Genomic DNA, 17099 nt, shown 5'->3' on the forward strand with positions numbered 1-17099 from the left:
CTCTAACATGAACAAAGCTTAGGATAAACGCTAACTTCTGATTTGTGCTTTTATGCGGACATTCTGATCACCCGCGGATTCGTGATAACGCTTAAGCTCTTTTTGCAACAAACATGTAATGTCTTTTAATAAACCCGTTTGAAAATCTTGCGGATCGATTTCAATAATGTTTGTAATAGGCAGAGGATAGGCCTGATATTCATCGAAAAATGGATTATCTTTGGGTGCCTGTAAATAAGGCCACCAATTATCACAGAATTTTCCTTGGTTTTTTTTAATAAATTGCGCTAATTCTCGGGTATCTTTGAGCGTCGGTAAGTGTATTTTACGATGAACAGTAGCAACATAAACATGTTCAAATAATAAAAATGCCGCAGAATCACGATATTTTACGGTTTTGCCTACTATTGTTAGCAGAATTTTATAGGTCACTGGTTTATCCATTACTGTATTCAATAAACTCATCACATAATGACCGGCATGCTCTGAGCAACTATTGGAATTCTTGACCCTATACGCTCCACCATGGGTAAAAATAAACATCAGCAAATGAATTTTTTCAGCGATATCATCTGAAATTTGCTGAGCGTTATCTATTAGATAGTTTGCTAGCTGCTTATCTAAAAAATCTCTAATCGCAGTAATTCTTTGATCCTTCGCTTTGTTATATTGATTTATTTTACTAATATCATGCTCAGTCAATCTATAGGGTTGTTGATCTTTCACTGCTAACAAGGCATGCGCTCGCTGTTTTTGATAAGACTCATCCGTATATTCAACCGGAAATGGCACGATTTGTGTATTTTCGGGCACATTACTCGCCGAAGCCTTTAAAGCAGGATTACGCAATGATTCACAGAATTGTTCAGGATCAACTGGTTTGTGTTGATCTCTTGCAAGAGAATTATCCCGAGTTTCATTTTCATTGGTTCCACATTTTCCACTGGCGTTACAATGATTAATGGCTAACGCACAGGTGCTCACGGTTCCTGACAACAGCAACAATAAGAAAAAAAATCTGCTTAAATTATTTTGATTGGGCTTAGAGTTTATGGGTGGACGCATTTGCTGAGATGCAGTGCGAGGCTTCTGATTATTTTCAATAAAAAATCGCCAACGATGATCACTACCCAATTTTTTGGAAGTGCAAAATTTTCCCTTTCTGCGATGATGAGATTTACCCATTTTTAAACTTATCCATAAGAGAAATTTATACTAAGCGAAAACGCCTCCGTGCACCACGCAAAGTATGATAAACCCATGGCCATAACGCCATGCCTAATAACGGAGAACACCAAAATAACCAGGGTACGGATTCATGCTTGAGTGCCGCTTGAGGCCAATATAATAATAGTTGATACAGCAATAAAAATAATAAAACAAATAATGATTGTTGAAGTAATGAAAATAAGCGCAAACGCACGTACCATTTTGCCACAATATACGCAACCACGGCGAGCGCCAAAGCATGACTGCCTAATAAAGTTCCTTGCAAAATATCGAGTAATATTCCGGTTATCCACGCCCAACCAATACTAAAACGATGGGGAAGTGCCATGGTCCAATAGATAACAACAAGAGCAACCCACGCCGGCCTTAACGGTTCAAACCATTCGGGCAATGGGAGTGCAATTAAAATAAAGGCCGTAATAATACTTGCGCTAATAATCAGTAATAAATTCAAACCGCTTTTAGTCATGGTGTAACCACTCGTTGTTGATTGTGTGCTGCGATTTCTTGATCTTTATCCATAGCCATTAATTGTTTCGCTAAGGCATTTTCGGGAACTGCATGAGTTGGCCAAATTAAAATAACTTCGCGTGAGCGACTCACTCGGGCAAAAGGTTTTAAGGTAATCGTGGCAAATAAATCATCTTGATTGTGCTGGATATTCGTTACCACTCCGACTGGATAGCCATACGGATAACGTTGCGCTAATCCTGAAGTCGTGAAGACATCACCTAAGGTAATATCGGCGGTTTCGGGTACATCGATTAAATTTAAACGAGTGGACGATCCCGCACCTTTAGCAATAGCGCGTAATCCAGAGCGCGAGTCGACGACAGGAACCCCACTGCGCGGATCGGAAATTAACATCATCCGACTGGTGAATGGATTCACCGCAATAATTTGTCCCATCACACCATAGGCATCGAGTACGGGTTGTCCCACAAAAACACCTTGCATACTGCCTTTATCGAGCACCGCTTCTTCCGCAAAAGGGTTAGTCGCAACGGCTAATAATTCGGCAACTAATAATCGTGTATTGTCCTTTTGCGCCGAGTTAACCAATTTTTTTAACTGTGAATTTTCTTCTTCAATCGCTAATAATTTTTGCACGCGTGCTTCTAGTAATAATGCTTGAGCATGCAATTTGGCATTTTCACGTTCTAATTGTTGACGAGTACGTAAACTGGAATGCAATTCATCAAAGACATTTGCCGGAGAATTGACGAGGAATTGCAGCGGCGTGAGGGCAATCTCTAAAGAACGGCGCAGCGGCGAAATAACAGCACTACGATGATCTAAAAAAATTAAGATCATCGCAGCGATTATTAAACATGCTAGACGTAGTCCGAGTAAGGGACCCCGTTTAAAAATTAATTTAATGGCTAATTACTCCGTTGAGAGAAAATCACCGCCCATCATTTCCATCATTTCGAGTGCCCGACCACCTCCGCGCGCGACACAGGTTAATGGTTCTTCGGCAACGATGACCGGTAATCCTGTTTCTTCCATTAACAGTTGATCGAGATCGCGAAGTAACGCGCCACCGCCCGTTAAAACCATGCCGCGCTCGGCGATATCACCGGCTAATTCGGGTGGAGCTTGTTCTAATGCACCACGCACCGCGCCAACAATTCCAGAAAGAGGCTCTTGAATCGCTTCCAAAATTTCACTGTTATTGAGCATAAAACTCCGTGGCACGCCTTCGGCTAAATTACGTCCACGAACTTCATATTCTTTTGCTTCGTTATTAGGATAGGCGGTGCCAATTTCGGTTTTAATGCGTTCTGCCGTGGTTTCACCAATTAAATTACCGTAATTGCGGCGCACATAGTTAATGATGGCTTCATCGAAACGATCGCCCCCAATTCGCACAGAAGAGGCATAAACAATTCCGCTTAAGGAAATGATCGCCACTTCCGTCGTGCCTCCACCAATATCCACCACCATAGAACCACTGGCTTCTTCGACGGGTAACCCAGCACCGATAGCAGCCGCCATGGGTTCTTCGATTAAATAAACTTCACGCGCACCTGCACCCAAGGCCGATTCACGAATGGCTCGGCGTTCCACTTGAGTAGAACCACAAGGAACACACACTAAGACCCGCGGGGATGGGCGTAAAAAACGATTTTCGTGGACTTTATGAATAAAATGCTGCAGCATTTTTTCAGTCACAAAAAAATCCGCAATCACCCCATCTTTTAACGGACGAATTGCCGTAATGTTACCTGGGGTACGACCTAACATCGCTTTTGCTTCAATGCCAACCGCTGCCACTTTACGACCCGCGCCATCTTGACGAATGGCCACTACTGAAGGTTCGTTTAAGACGATACCTTTACCGCGAACATAAATTAAGGTATTCGCTGTACCTAAATCGATTGATAAATCGTTGGAAAACATGCCACGTAATTTTTTAAACATTGCTATCCTTTCGCCTCTACTAATATAGGACGTATTGCCAATTCTATAGCGAATGGTTAAAACGCCCCAGTGTTTGCTAAATTTCTCAACATGAGTGACACCTGCCAGCAAGAACCCAGATGCCGCGGCATACTCTACCCCAAATTGCTTGCACGTGGAAGGGATTTATACCGCTTGCCAGCTAAGTTGCGGGATAAAAGAAGACTGCAATATCTCCTTTTAAATATCCCAATTTAAAAGCATTTTGCTATAATGCCGCCTATTGCATTTACGGAGCACTTTTTTCATGTCAATTGATAACACAACCTTACAGCACATGGCTCATCTTGCACGCCTATCTTTGGATTCTGATGTGGTAGAAAAATATATCGAACAATTCAATAACATTCTGAATTTAGTTTCAGAATTAGATACTATTAACACCGACCATGTGGAACCGATGACACATCCCCTTGATCTTTCCCAACGTCTTCGCGCAGACATCATCACCGAATCCGATCAACATGCTACTTTTCTGGCATTAGCACCAGAAATCACCGACAGTTTATTTTTAGTGCCTGAAGTGATTGAAGAAGGAAAATAATATGCTCACTCAAACGCTGCGTGAATTAAGCAAGCAGCTTCAACAAAAAAAAATTTCTAGCCTCGAACTCACGAGTGCTTATTTAAATCAAATTGCTGCATTAAATCCACTGCTGAATGCGTATATCACGGTGTGCGAAGAAACAGCGTTAAATCAAGCCAAAAAAGCAGATGAATTGATTGCCAAACAACAAGCACATCCTCTGTGTGGAATTCCCGTGGCTCATAAAGATATTTTTTGCACTCAAGACATTAGAACCACCTGTGGTTCTAAAATGCTCGATAATTTTATCGCACCCTACGATGCTACTATCATTAAAAATTGCCAAGATGCCGGCTGCGTGATGCTTGGTAAAACCAATATGGATGAATTTGCCATGGGCTCATCCAATGAAAATAGTTATTACGGCGCGGTTAAAAACCCTTGGGATTTAACGACTGTCCCCGGTGGCTCTTCTGGAGGTTCTGCTGCAGCGGTAGCCGCCGGTTTATGCGCTGCCGCCAGTGGCAGTGATACTGGTGGTTCAATTCGTCAACCCGCAGCATTTTGCGGACTCACGGGATTAAAACCTACTTATGGCTTAGTATCGCGTTATGGCATGATAGCGTTTGCCTCCAGTTTAGACCAAGCAGGCCCGATGACGCGCAGCGCAGAATGTGCGGCCTTATGGATGAATGTATTAGCCGGTTTTGATCCCAACGATTCTACCAGTGTCGAAATTCCAACACCCGATTACACAGCGCAATTAACACATTCTTTAAAAAATAAAACCATCGGATTACCTAAACAATTTTTTAACCCTAATTTATCTGCAACCCTTAGTCACGTTTTCGACAATGCAATTGCTGAATTCAAAAAAATGGGCGTTAATTTTGTTGAAGTGGATTTACCTCATCATCACGCCGCAATAGCCGCCTACTACATTATCGCTCCGGCTGAAGCATCTTCTAATTTAGCACGCTATGATGGCGTACGTTATGGCTACCGTTGTAAAAATCCCCGTAATTTAGACGATCTTTATAAACGCACCCGCAGTGAAGGTTTTGGTGATGAAGTGAAACGCCGAATTATGATTGGTACGTATGCTTTATCAGCGGGATATTACGATGCATTTTATTTAAAAGCGCAAAAAATTCGTCGTTTAATCAGCCAAGATTTTGCTAAGGCATTTCAACAGGTCGATTTTATCTTATCACCCACCGTCGCGAATACCGCATTTAAATTAGGCGAAAAAAAACAAGATCCACTCAGCATGTATTTAGCCGATAACTATGGTATCGGCGTTAATTTAGCCGGCATTCCCTCGATTGCTTTTCCAGTTGGTTTTTCTGATAACATGCCATTAGGTATGCAATTAATCGGTAATCATTTTAGTGAAACCCTCTTGTTAAATGCCGCTCATCAATACCAACAAGTTAGCGATTGGCATTTGCGCACCCCAGATTTAATCAAGTGAGAAAAATCATGGAATACGAAGCAGTTATTGGTTTAGAAATTCACGTTCAGTTAAATACCCAGAGTAAAATTTTTTCTGGAGCATCCACGCAGTATGGCGCAAAACCCAATCATCAAGCCTGCGCAATTGATTTAGGTTTACCGGGTGTATTACCGGTTTTAAATCAAGAGGCCGTGCGCAAAGCGATTAAGCTTGGATTAGCCATTCAAGGTGAAATTGCTAAACGTTGTGTTTTTGCCCGTAAAAATTATTTTTATCCCGATTTACCCAAGGGGTATCAAATCAGTCAATTGGAATTACCCATTATCAGCCACGGAAAATTACCCATTTATTTAGACGATGGCTCTGCAAAAATCATTCATATTACGCGTGCGCATTTAGAAGAAGATGCCGGAAAGTCTATTCACCAAGTACGGCCTCATAAAACGGGCATTGATTTAAATCGTGCTGGCACACCATTAATTGAAGTAGTATCTGAACCTGAATTACACTCTGCCAAAGAAGCCGTTGCTTACATGAAAGCATTACACGCGTTAGTCTGCTATTTAGATATTTGTGATGGTAATTTACAAGAAGGCTCTTTTCGTTGTGATGCCAATGTTTCGGTGCGTCCCAAAGGCAGCTCTATTTTAGGCACTCGTGCCGAAATTAAAAATATTAATTCCTTTCGTTTTGTTGAAAAAGCCATTAATTATGAAATTGAGCGGCAAACTGATCTTATTAAACACGGAAGCAAGGTTATTCAAGAAACGCGACTCTACGATTCAGAATTAAATTGCACGCGTTCCATGCGTGAAAAAGAGCATGCTAACGACTATCGTTATTTCCCCGATCCTGATTTATTACCCTTAATCATCGACGAAAAAATTATCGCTGATATTAAAAAAACCATGCCCGAATTACCCGAAATAAAACTGCAACGCTATCAATGTGATTACTCCTTATCTCAAGAAGATGCAGGATTTTTAATTAGCAATATTCATTTCGCTAATTATTTCGAAACGATTTTAGCCATTAACCCCACACTCCCCGCTAAATTAATCGTAAATTGGTTAATGGGTGACATGTCTTACTATTTAAATAAACATCAACTTGAATTCACACAATTGCCTTTTCAACCGCAGCAATTTGCCGATTTATTGCTGCGCATTCATGACGATACCATTTCAGCCAAAGCAGCGAAAATTATTTTTGCTGAATTGAATACTCAGCAATCGATTGACGCTATCATCCGTGAAAAAGGGCTGGTGCAATTAAACGATAGCAGTGAATTAGAAAAAATGATTGATGAAATTATCCACCAAAATCCCAATCAGGTTGCGCAATATCGCGGAGGTAAAACAAAATTATTGGCCTTTTTTGTTGGGCAAGTCATGAAGCTCACCAAAGGCAATGCCAACCCCGATACCGTCAATGCATTACTCTTAAAAAAATTAGGCTAAGCACATGAATTTAATAACTCGCGATATTGAACTTGCTGTAAAAGAACTAAAGCAAGGTAATTTAGTGGCGATACCCACTGAAACTGTTTACGGATTAGCCGCCGATTTTCGCCAAGAAAATGCCGTGAAAAAAGTATTTGCGTTAAAAAATCGTCCTTTGCATCATCCGTTAATTGTTCATATTGCCAATGCTAGTTTTTTATCAGCAATTGCTCACTCTATTCCTGATTATGTGGAGCCGTTAATTCACGCCTTTTGGCCAGGTCCATTAACTTTAATTTTGCCCAAAAAATCTTCGGTCAGTGATCTCATCACCGGTGGACAAGAAAGTGTGGCCGTGCGTTGCCCTAATCATCCATTAACGCAAAGCTTATTAGAAAAATTAAACAGTGCCGTGGTTGCGCCTTCTGCTAACCCGTTTGGACAATTAAGCCCCACTACCGCTCACCATGTCGATGCGCATTTTCCCGATGCTCATTTAACCATTTTAGATGGCGGTCGTTCCAGTGTTGGCATTGAATCAACTATCGTCGATGCGCGATTAAAAAATGAATGGCGAATCCTACGTCATGGCATGATTTCAGCAGCGCAAATAGAACACACTATCGCGTTGCCTATTGCACTGGAAAAAAATATTACCGTTCGCGCGCCAGGCGTTTTAAAAACGCATTATCAACCGCGCACGCCATTATTCATTTTTAGAAATTCCCAAGAATTAGCACAGCTCAAAAAACGTTACGCGGATCAACTCTACGTAATTTCATTTACCTTAACCGAGCCACTGCCTCCCCACATTCAACACTACACAATGCCAGCACAACCCAGACCAGCCGCTTACGAATTATATTATCAACTCACTCAAGCCGATAACGCAGGTCTGCGCGCGATTGCGATAGAAATGCCACCTTCAGAAAATCAATGGGCTGGAATTTGTGATCGCATTCTCAAAGCCAGCACAGATTGGTCATAAAAATAACTTATACCCTATTTATTCACAGCAAATTAACACAACTTAAGAGAATGACCATAACAACATAGGGTTAAAATCGCTCATCATTTAACAAGTATCTAATTTACTATCTCACTCAATTGACAGGATGCCAGGATTAATATTATGCAAAATTTTAACCACTCTTACTCGTCGCGGTTTTTATGGATAATGTGGTTAACCGCCGCCTTATTTTATTTTTACGAATGTCTATTACAAGTATCACCCAGCGTAATGGGTCAGAATTTAATGCGAGATTTTCATATTCACGCAGAAGGTTTAGGTTATCTGGCCTCGATTTATTTTTATGCTTATGCCTTAATGCAAATTCCGGTTGGCATGCTGTTAGATCGTTTTGGTCCACGGCGTTTACTCGGTGTTGCCGCTTTATTGTGTGGTCTGGGTTGTCTTATTTTTTCTTTGGCGTCTCACATTGCCTCGGCGGCATGTGGACGTTTATTGATTGGCATCGGTTCATCTTTCGCGGCCATTGGTTGTTTAAAAATTGCAGCCATTTGGTTTCCGGTAAATCGTTTTGCTATTGTGGCGGGTTTAACCGTAATGTTAGGTATGTTAGGTGCGACAGGAGGACAAGCACCTTTAGCATTTTTGGTCGATACCTGCGGGTGGCGTGAGACCATGATTGTGCTAGGAATCATTGGCAGTGTCATAGCAGTAGTATTATTCAGCGTTGTTCGCGATGCTTCCACACCTTCCTTAAAAAAACCTCACGACAGTTTGTGGAAAAATTTACATACTGTCATTAAAAATCAGCATATCCGTTTAGCCACCGTCTACACCGGATTAGTATTTGCACCGACACCCGCTCTTGCTGCGTTATGGGGCGTACCCTTTTTAACCACGTGTTATCATTTCACTCGCCCGATAGCGGCCGGTTATATTTCATTAATTTATTTAGGTGCGGCCATAGGCTCACCTTTATGGAGTTTATTTTCTAATTTATTAGGCCGTCGACGTTTACCTCTGGTTATTGGTGCCAGTGTGAGTTTTGTTAACGCGCTAATGATTATTTATTTAACGGCCTCACCGGCATTATTAGGATTAAATTTATTTTTATTTGGTTTTAGTTCTAGTAGTTTTTTATTAGTATTTGCTATCGTCCGTGAATTATCGACAGCCAAATCCGCAGCCACTGCCCTTGGCTTTGCCAACATGTCAACGATGTTAGGCACAGCTATTTTACAAGCCGTGATTGGATATGTGCTCGACAGTTATTGGCAAGGCACCTTGCATCATCACGTGCGCATTTATAGCTTGCATGATTATCAATTTGCGTTGAGTATTATTCCAATTTGTTTTGGACTTTCATTTTTCTTATTACCCTTTATTCGCGAAACGTTTTGCCAATCGGTGCCTGCTGCGCCGATTATTCATGACGATAAATCGTGTGGTAATAAAAAACCTGCGCAACTTATGGCAGGATAATCTGCTCCTAAGATTTTTTTTTCTTGGTGTGATAATTGTTTAATTTGGTATTCTATTTTCTGTGCCAGCGCACGTGATTCGCCAACGTCCCATACTCTCACCATTTTTAACGGTTTAAATGCCCGCGTAAATTTAGCACCGCGCCCAGAGACGTGCTGTTGCCAACGCCTCTCGGGGTCGGTGGTGATCCCGGTATAAAAACGATTGTGTTCGCATTCTAGTAGATACACGTAGTAACGCTTTAGCACGGCCTTCACTCTTGTTACAGTATAAAAGTTGTTTCTTCTGACATTACAATTTTTGCTTCTACGTTCTCTCTCAGTTATGCCGATTTACGAGCTCGCATAAATAAAAACCAGGGGTGCTTGCAAATATTATCAAACATGGTTTTGTTTGCAATTTCCATTTCAGCCAATGGCTGAGGCTCTAGTAGCTTTTCTATAATAAAGTGATTATCACACAGCGCATTAATCAATTCTTCCAAGGTATGATGGTACCATTTGACCTCACCAATATTATCCCAGGTATCTGTTAAGATTTGTTTAGTATAGTAACTCTCCAGATTAAACAAAAACCCTTCGGCTTGTGGTTGGTGAGTTGAAAATATAAATTGGCCACCGGGTTTTAACACGCGATTCAATTCTGCAAATAAGCTATACCAATTCTCGATATAATGTATAACTAGTGGTGCGACTAAAATATCAAAACTGTTATCGTCTAGATCCAATAAGGGTTTTGATAAATCTGCTTGAATACATCGCGCCTGACTTTTTACACGTTTTCTTGTAAATGTCACCATCTCTTCACAATTATCGATCGCAGTCACTTTTGCGCCTTGGTTTAAGAGGGTTTCAGTATACCAACCTGAACCACATCCTAAGTCGAGAATATTGAGGTTTTCTAAATTCGCTGGTAGTAAAGATAATAGATTGGGTCGTTCGTAGTAGATATGGATTGGTTTTGCATCTACGGTTTGTATATATGATTTCGCGATGAGGTCATAGTCTGCTGTCATAATGTTCACTTGGTTAGTAATTCTATAATGATGAGTTTACCCAATTCATTTTTTTTAAACTATACTCACAATTTGACCATGATATAAATCACCTTATTTCGTTCACACCCACGCAACATCCGAACACGACAAAATCCACTATCAGATCTTAATATAATCTTAACATCAGGCCATGATTTTCTCAGTCGTGTTGTTATCAACGATAAAATTGCCCACACATGTTTTGCACCATCACTATTACTTAGCCTTAAGTAACACACCAGCCTAGCTTTCCTCTCTCAAAAAGTGAAAAACCGCGTTAAATTTATCGCATCAATACTGGACAAATTTTGAACACGATCTATAGTTACAATGATAGATAACAATAAGAGGAAAATATCATGCCAAATCCAAATGAAAAAAATAATTCAAACCGTTCTACTTCAAACAGCTCTACTTTTTCTTCCCTAGTAAATTTTGTTAGTCCTAACAGTAGCGCTTCCAGCGTTGGGGATGCTTATCAAGCTTTGCCTGATAATGTTCCCATCAGTAATTCAAATACCACGGTTAATACTCAAGTTTCAGCAAAAGACGAAGCTCAATTGAAGCAAGCTCATTCTTCATCTCACGGTATGAATGGTCAAATAGTTAGTGATGACGAATCTGAGGAGGCTATGGAATATCCCTATCAACCCTTACCGGATTACGATGAAGCCACATTGAAAATTTTGCAAGATGCTAAAACAAATATGCGATCATTACGAGAAACCATTGATAATTATGCCAAACATAACGGCGGTAAACCTCACCCCAATCGCGACGGATTGTTGGATCAAGTGTATAGCTCTTGGAAAAAATCAATACAGTTAGGCGCACTTTCTACCGAACTGCAAGACATTGTTGGTCTTGGCACACACACTCAATTCGAGCAACGACTTAATGAGGAACCCAAACCACAGAAAATACTAACGTTTAAAAAATAGGTCATCTATGCCCAATGCACCTCAAGATACGGTAAGCATCTTGAGGTGCCACTCAGCGCGATAGGGGTTTCTATCTTGCCAGAAAACATGAAACTCATTTTAAAATACCCACTTCGCATCCTTACTCAGTGCTAGAATTCTCTTTCTTTAAGACGGCAAAATCAGTAAACTGTACGCCTTTGAAAAAGGCCAATGGAAAGTATGAATTCATGACCACAAAAATATACATTAAAACTCAAGGTTGCCAAATGAATGAATATGACTCGAGCAAAATGCTGGATGTCATGCGAGAAGCCTATGCGTGTGAACCTACAGATGATCCTGCGCAAGCTGATGTGTTATTACTCAACACCTGCTCTATTCGCGAGAAAGCGCAAGAAAAAGTATTTTCGGAATTAGGGCGCTGGCGGCATTTAAAAAATAAAAAGCCTGATATGATTATTGGTGTCGGCGGCTGTGTGGCCAGTCAAGAAGGCGATAATATTCTCAAACGCGCGCCTTATGTGGATGTGGTCTTTGGCCCACAAACCTTGCATCGTTTACCCGAATTAGTGAATCAAGCACGGGGTAATAAAAAAGGTGTCGTTGATATTAGTTTTCCTGAAATTGAAAAATTCGATAAATTACCTGAGCCTCGCGCGGAAGGTCCAAGTGCCTTTGTCTCGATTATGGAAGGATGCAGCAAATATTGCAGTTATTGCGTCGTTCCTTATACTCGCGGTGAAGAAATTTCTCGCCCTTTAGACGATGTTATTTACGAAGTAGCGCAACTTGCCGCTCAAGGCGTACGCGAAATTACTTTTTTAGGTCAAAATGTCAATGATTATCGTGGTGCCACGCATGAAGGCGGTATTGCCGATTTGGCGACCCTAATCCAACTCAGCAGTGCTATCGATGGCATCGATCGTTTGCGCTTTACCACTTCACATCCGATTGCCTTTTCAGATGCCTTGATTACGGCATACGCCGAAATTCCTGAGCTTGCTAATCATTTGCATTTACCCGTACAAAGCGGATCGGATCGCATTTTAGCGTTAATGAAACGTAACTATACTGCACTGGAATATAAATCACGTCTGCGCGCGCTGCGTCGCGTACGTCCGACTATCAGCATTTCCTCGGATTTTATCGTCGGTTTTCCTGGCGAAACCGATGCCGATTTTGCAGCAACCATGAAATTAATTGAAGACGTCAAATTCGATCATTCTTTCAGCTTTATTTTCAGCCCAAGACCCGGAACACCGGCGGCTGAATTAGATGATCCTATTTCGATGGACGTCAAAAAAGAACGCTTAGCGCATTTACAATCGGTATTAAAAGCGCAAGCTCAAGCCATTAGTGATAGCATGGTCGGAACTACCCAGAAAATTTTAGTCACCGGAACTTCTCGTAAAAGTGATCGCGTACTCTCAGGACGCACTGAAAATAATCGCATCGTTAACTTCACGGGACAACCTCGTTTGATAGGTCAGTTTGTTGACGTCAAGATTACCGAAGCGTTGCCTAACTCATTACGTGGCGAGATGCTCTTAGCCTGATGACACGACAATTTTTTCCTACCCAGAAAAACTATTTTACTTAGTTTCGTCTATCCTTATAATATGAGGTAATGAAATAACGGAGCGAATGACATAACTTGAGTACCATCATCCAATCGAAGAATGTGAGCCTAACCCCAATCGATAACCGCCGCTTAGCCAGTCTCTGTGGCCAATGCGATGAGCACTTAAGACAATTAGAACGCCAACTTGGCATACAAATCCACAATCGTGGCAATATTTTTCAAATCACCGGCAGCGAAAGTTCAGTAAAAACAGCCAGCGATATTCTCGTCAAACTGTATAACGAAACTGCCAGCGCAGAAGCGCTAACGCCGGATAAAATTCACTTAATTTTGCAAGAATTTAAAACCAGTCCCAAACGTGGTAATGGCAAAACCCCACCCGAAGAAATCACCATTCCCACCAAAAAAGGTTTAGTCAAAGCGCGCAGCAAAAATCAACGCGCTTATTTACAAAATATCATGAAATACGATATTAATTTTGGCATTGGACCTGCGGGTACGGGTAAAACGTATTTAGCGGTTGCTTGTGCGATTGACGCCTTAGAACAAGACAGTGTGCGACGTCTCGTCTTGGTTCGACCGGCGGTGGAGGCAGGTGAACGTTTAGGGTTTTTACCCGGCGATTTAGCCCAAAAAGTCGATCCCTATTTAAAACCACTCTACGATGCACTTTACGAAATGCTGGGAGCTGAAAAAGTCACTAAATTAATGGAACGCCACATCATTGAAATTGCTCCGCTGGCTTATATGCGGGGACGTACGTTAAACGATTCCTTCATCATTCTAGACGAAAGCCAAAATACCACGGTAGAACAAATGAAAATGTTTTTAACGCGTATTGGCTTTGGATCACGAGCCGTGATCACTGGCGATATTAGCCAAATCGATTTACCTCGTGGTGTGCAATCGGGATTAATTCAAGCCATGTCAATTTTAAATAATATCAAAGGCATTAGCTTTACCCAATTTGCTCCTAGCGATATTGTCCGCCATCCCCTCGTGCAAGATATTGTGCGCGCGTATGATAAACACGAAAAAAATGCGGATATGTAAATGTCGATTATTATTGAATTGCAAAATGAGTCTCACGCTTTAGAATTACCCACATTATCGCAACTGCAATTATGGGTGGATAGGGCTTATCTTTCTCGTTGCGAAAAAGGTGAAGTGTGTATTCGTTTGGTGGATACTCAAGAAATCGCCGCCTTAAATTTTCATTATCGCCATAAAAACAAACCTACCAACGTCTTATCGTTTCCCGCTGATATTCCACATAACCTTCCTTTCGATACGCCACTGCTGGGAGATTTGATCCTCTGTCCCGCCGTCATCGAACACGAAGCAAAAATGCAAGGCAAACCTCTCATTGCGCATTGGTGCCATATAGTGATCCACGGTTGTTTACATTTAATTGGTTATGATCACATTAAAAAAGCGGATGCCGTTATCATGGAAGGGATTGAAATTGATTGCTTAAAAGAATTAGGATTCCCCAATCCGTATGGAGAAATATCATCGCTATGAAAACTGACTCGCCAACTTCCTCCGAACGATCGTGGCTCGAACGCTTAAGCAAAGCCTTATTACGCGAACCTAAAGATCGTGAACAATTAGTTAATTTATTACGTGATGCCGAAGATCGCCAATTACTCGATGCCGATACTCTTGGTATGATTGAAGGCGTTTTACAAGTTTCTGAAATGCAAGTCCGCGACATTATGATCCCGCGACATGAGATGGTTACGATCGATAGCGATGCAGAACCCGCAACTTTTTTACCCATTATTATTCAATCTAAACACTCGCGTTTTCCGGTGATGGGCGACGATCGTAATGATGTGATTGGGATTTTGCTCGCCAAAGATTTATTAGCTTACGCCTTTCAGCCGAGTGAAGATTTTGAATTAGAAGAAATCATCCGTCCCACCATTTTTGTTCCAGAAAGTAAACGCTTAGATGCCATGCTGAAAGAATTCCGCCAAAATTATCATCACATGGCAATTGTGGTGGATGAATATGGTGGAGTCGCAGGATGTGTCACTATTGAAGATGTCTTAGAACAAATTGTCGGTGATATTGAAGATGAGTTCGATGTAGACAAAGACAGCTTTATTAAACGTCATAATGACAGTGAATTTATTATCAAAGCTCGCACGCCGATTGAAAATTTCAATGAATATTTTTCCACACAATTTTCAGATGAAGAATTTGATACCATTGGCGGGTTAGTGATTAACTCCTTAGGACACTTGCCGCGCCGAGGTGAAACCGTGCGCATTGGTGATTTTGATTTTGAAGTCATTCATGCCGATAAACGTCGCGTCCATTTATTAAAAATGATCATTCATGAAAAAATCACTGCTTAGGATTCACTCACTCACACAATTAAAATGCGATGGGGTTGCTTTACTCAGTGGGGCAATATTACCTTTGGCCTTTGCACCATTTTATTTAAGCTTTCTGGCCATTTTAAGCCCTGCCCTATTATTATTTATTCTCACACAGTCTCCCCGCAGATTTTTTTGGCGAGGATTTTTATTTGGTTGTGGTGTCTTTGCTGTAGGCTGCTCATGGGTATTTATCAGCATTTATCGTTTTAGTGGCTCGGGATTTTTTTTATCTTTTTTATTAACCGTGTTATTTATTGTTGTGCTTGCGCTCTTCTTTGCCATAATCTCAAGTCTGTTTGCGCGCTTCCGTCAAGCCAACGCGCTGAGCAATCATTTATTATTATTTCCTATGCTGTGGGTAAGTGTTGAGTGGTTGCGCAGTTGGATTTTCACCGGTTTTCCCTGGTTATTATTGGGCTATAGTCAAATTAATTCGAGCTTGCGTGGATTTATTCCTGTGATCGGCGTCTATGGCTTAAGTTTTTTATGCGTGTTTTGCGCGGGGCTACTCAATCTTTTATGGCATTCTGCTTTAAAACGATCGCTGTTGATATTAATTATTTTTATGGGTATTTTTGTAAGTGGCGGATTGCTTAATCGCATTGCATGGACTCGCCCAAATTCCTCAGCCATTTCAGTGGCATTAGTGCAAGGCAATATTCCACAATCGGTAAAATGGCAAGCATCGCGCGTTTTTCATATTTTAAATACCTATTTTTCATTAAGCCTGCCCTATTGGCACGATCGCATGATTATTTGGCCTGAAGGTGCTATTCCCTTGGTCGACACCGCGGCAACTGAATATTTAAATAATTTACGAGAATTAGCCTTAAAAAATCACTCAACCTTATTAACCGGCATTGCCACTGCTATTCCTAATAGCCCTGATTATCATAATGCCTTAATAGCGGTGGGCACGGCACATGGCATTTATTTTAAACGTCATTTAGTACCCTTTGGAGAATTCGTTCCGTTTGAAAACTATTTACGTCCCTTTGCGGGTATTTTTAATTTACCCATGTCAAATTTTACCGCAGGAAAATTTCATCAACCCTTAATTAAATTAGCGAATCTTAATATTGCTGCTTATTTATGTTATGAAATTGCCTATCCCAATGAAGTGATCAGTACATTTAATCATGCCGATCTCATTGTTAACATCAGCGATGACAGTTGGTTTGGCAAATCCTTTGCGGCGATTCAACAATTTCAAATGGCGCGTTTTCGGGCCTTAGAGATAGGACGCTTTGTGATTGCCACCAGCAATAGTGGTGTCACTGCCATTATCAATGCCAAAGGCAATGTCATCAGCGCACTCCCTCTATTTCAACCAGCAGTGTTACAAAGCCATGTCTATGCCATGAAGGGCACCACCCCGATCACTCACCTCACCCCGAATGGCGTGCTGCTTTTATTATGGTTTCTTTTTGGTGGTTATTGTTTGAGATGCTTCTTTAAACAAAAAGTTAAAAAGAGTGAAAAAATATTATACGATTGTGCGCTTGCCGTTGAACATGATCCATCACTCCAGGAGGAAATGAAAAAATGGGATATTACTTTGCAAGATGGATTAGAAAAAGATAAGTCGTGGTGAGCTTT

Annotated in this window: 18 protein-coding genes; 11 read left to right on the top strand and 7 right to left on the bottom strand. The window is 41.1% G+C overall.

Going from position 1 to position 17099, the window contains the following annotated elements:
* Window positions 1-30: 30 nt before the first annotated feature.
* Genes KIT27_05905 through KIT27_05920 form a run of 4 tightly spaced genes read right to left on the bottom strand, consistent with a single transcriptional unit; the run spans window position 31 to window position 3654 of the window.
* Window positions 31-1185 carry a hypothetical protein gene (locus KIT27_05905; protein MCW5589181.1) on the bottom strand — a complete coding sequence of 385 codons (1155 nt, stop codon included), beginning with the start codon at window positions 1183-1185 and terminating at the stop codon, window positions 31-33.
* A gap of 25 nt (window positions 1186-1210) precedes the next feature.
* Window positions 1211-1699 (bottom strand): rod shape-determining protein MreD, encoded by a 489-nt coding sequence (mreD, locus tag KIT27_05910; GenBank protein MCW5589182.1) that lies wholly within the window; start codon window positions 1697-1699, stop codon window positions 1211-1213.
* Entirely contained in the window at window positions 1696-2610 is a 915-nt protein-coding gene (gene mreC / locus KIT27_05915; protein MCW5589183.1) for a rod shape-determining protein MreC, read from the bottom strand. The genes mreD and mreC overlap by 4 nt, the downstream gene beginning before the upstream one ends.
* A gap of 6 nt (window positions 2611-2616) precedes the next feature.
* A complete protein-coding gene (locus KIT27_05920) occupies window positions 2617-3654 on the bottom strand; it encodes a rod shape-determining protein (GenBank protein MCW5589184.1) in 1038 nt (345 codons plus the stop codon).
* 286 nt (window positions 3655-3940) lie between these two features.
* On the opposite strand from KIT27_05920, the gene gatC reads away from it, so the two are divergent.
* From gatC to KIT27_05945, 5 genes are all read left to right on the top strand, one after another.
* The gene (gene gatC, locus KIT27_05925; GenBank protein MCW5589185.1) at window positions 3941-4237 is read left to right on the top strand and encodes an Asp-tRNA(Asn)/Glu-tRNA(Gln) amidotransferase subunit GatC; all 297 of its coding nucleotides are present in this window, start codon (window positions 3941-3943) and stop codon (window positions 4235-4237) included.
* 1 nt (window position 4238) lies between these two features.
* Entirely contained in the window at window positions 4239-5693 is a 1455-nt protein-coding gene (gatA, locus tag KIT27_05930; protein MCW5589186.1) for an Asp-tRNA(Asn)/Glu-tRNA(Gln) amidotransferase subunit GatA, read from the top strand.
* A gap of 8 nt (window positions 5694-5701) precedes the next feature.
* Window positions 5702-7135 (top strand): Asp-tRNA(Asn)/Glu-tRNA(Gln) amidotransferase subunit GatB, encoded by a 1434-nt coding sequence (gene gatB, locus KIT27_05935; protein MCW5589187.1) that lies wholly within the window; start codon window positions 5702-5704, stop codon window positions 7133-7135.
* Between the two features lie 4 nt (window positions 7136-7139).
* On the top strand, window positions 7140-8105 hold the full coding sequence (locus tag KIT27_05940; GenBank protein MCW5589188.1) for a threonylcarbamoyl-AMP synthase: 966 nt from the start codon (window positions 7140-7142) through the stop codon (window positions 8103-8105).
* Between the two features lie 144 nt (window positions 8106-8249).
* Window positions 8250-9569 (top strand): MFS transporter, encoded by a 1320-nt coding sequence (locus tag KIT27_05945; protein ID MCW5589189.1) that lies wholly within the window; start codon window positions 8250-8252, stop codon window positions 9567-9569.
* Here the strand turns inward: KIT27_05945 and KIT27_05950 are convergent.
* The 3 genes from KIT27_05950 to KIT27_05960 form a co-directional block, all read right to left on the bottom strand.
* A complete protein-coding gene (locus KIT27_05950; GenBank protein MCW5589190.1) occupies window positions 9515-9817 on the bottom strand; it encodes a GIY-YIG nuclease family protein in 303 nt (100 codons plus the stop codon). The genes KIT27_05945 and KIT27_05950 overlap by 55 nt on opposite strands.
* Before the next feature lie 74 nt (window positions 9818-9891).
* The gene (locus tag KIT27_05955) at window positions 9892-10584 is read right to left on the bottom strand and encodes a class I SAM-dependent methyltransferase (GenBank protein MCW5589191.1); all 693 of its coding nucleotides are present in this window, start codon (window positions 10582-10584) and stop codon (window positions 9892-9894) included.
* Between the two features lie 65 nt (window positions 10585-10649).
* Window positions 10650-10844 (bottom strand): transposase, encoded by a 195-nt coding sequence (locus tag KIT27_05960; protein ID MCW5589192.1) that lies wholly within the window; start codon window positions 10842-10844, stop codon window positions 10650-10652.
* A 120-nt stretch (window positions 10845-10964) separates the two neighbouring features.
* On the opposite strand from KIT27_05960, the gene KIT27_05965 reads away from it, so the two are divergent.
* The 6 genes from KIT27_05965 to lnt all read left to right on the top strand — a co-directional run bounded on the left by KIT27_05965 (window position 10965) and on the right by lnt (window position 17094).
* Window positions 10965-11546, top strand: a complete 582-nt coding sequence (locus KIT27_05965; GenBank protein ID MCW5589193.1) for a hypothetical protein — start codon at window positions 10965-10967, stop codon at window positions 11544-11546.
* A gap of 209 nt (window positions 11547-11755) precedes the next feature.
* On the top strand, window positions 11756-13084 hold the full coding sequence (gene miaB, locus KIT27_05970; protein MCW5589194.1) for a tRNA (N6-isopentenyl adenosine(37)-C2)-methylthiotransferase MiaB: 1329 nt from the start codon (window positions 11756-11758) through the stop codon (window positions 13082-13084).
* A 98-nt stretch (window positions 13085-13182) separates the two neighbouring features.
* Window positions 13183-14163, top strand: coding sequence for a PhoH family protein (locus tag KIT27_05975; GenBank protein MCW5589195.1), 981 nt, complete (start codon window positions 13183-13185; stop codon window positions 14161-14163).
* Entirely contained in the window at window positions 14164-14634 is a 471-nt protein-coding gene (gene ybeY / locus KIT27_05980; protein ID MCW5589196.1) for an rRNA maturation RNase YbeY, read from the top strand.
* Window positions 14631-15476 carry a CBS domain-containing protein gene (locus KIT27_05985; GenBank protein MCW5589197.1) on the top strand — a complete coding sequence of 282 codons (846 nt, stop codon included), beginning with the start codon at window positions 14631-14633 and terminating at the stop codon, window positions 15474-15476. Before ybeY ends, KIT27_05985 begins: the two co-directional genes overlap by 4 nt.
* A complete protein-coding gene (lnt, locus tag KIT27_05990) occupies window positions 15457-17094 on the top strand; it encodes an apolipoprotein N-acyltransferase (protein ID MCW5589198.1) in 1638 nt (545 codons plus the stop codon). Before KIT27_05985 ends, lnt begins: the two co-directional genes overlap by 20 nt.
* The last annotated feature ends 5 nt before the right edge of the window (window positions 17095-17099 follow it).

Source organism: Legionellales bacterium (assembly GCA_026125385.1).
Classification (GTDB): Bacteria; Pseudomonadota; Gammaproteobacteria; order JAHCLG01; family JAHCLG01; genus JAHCLG01.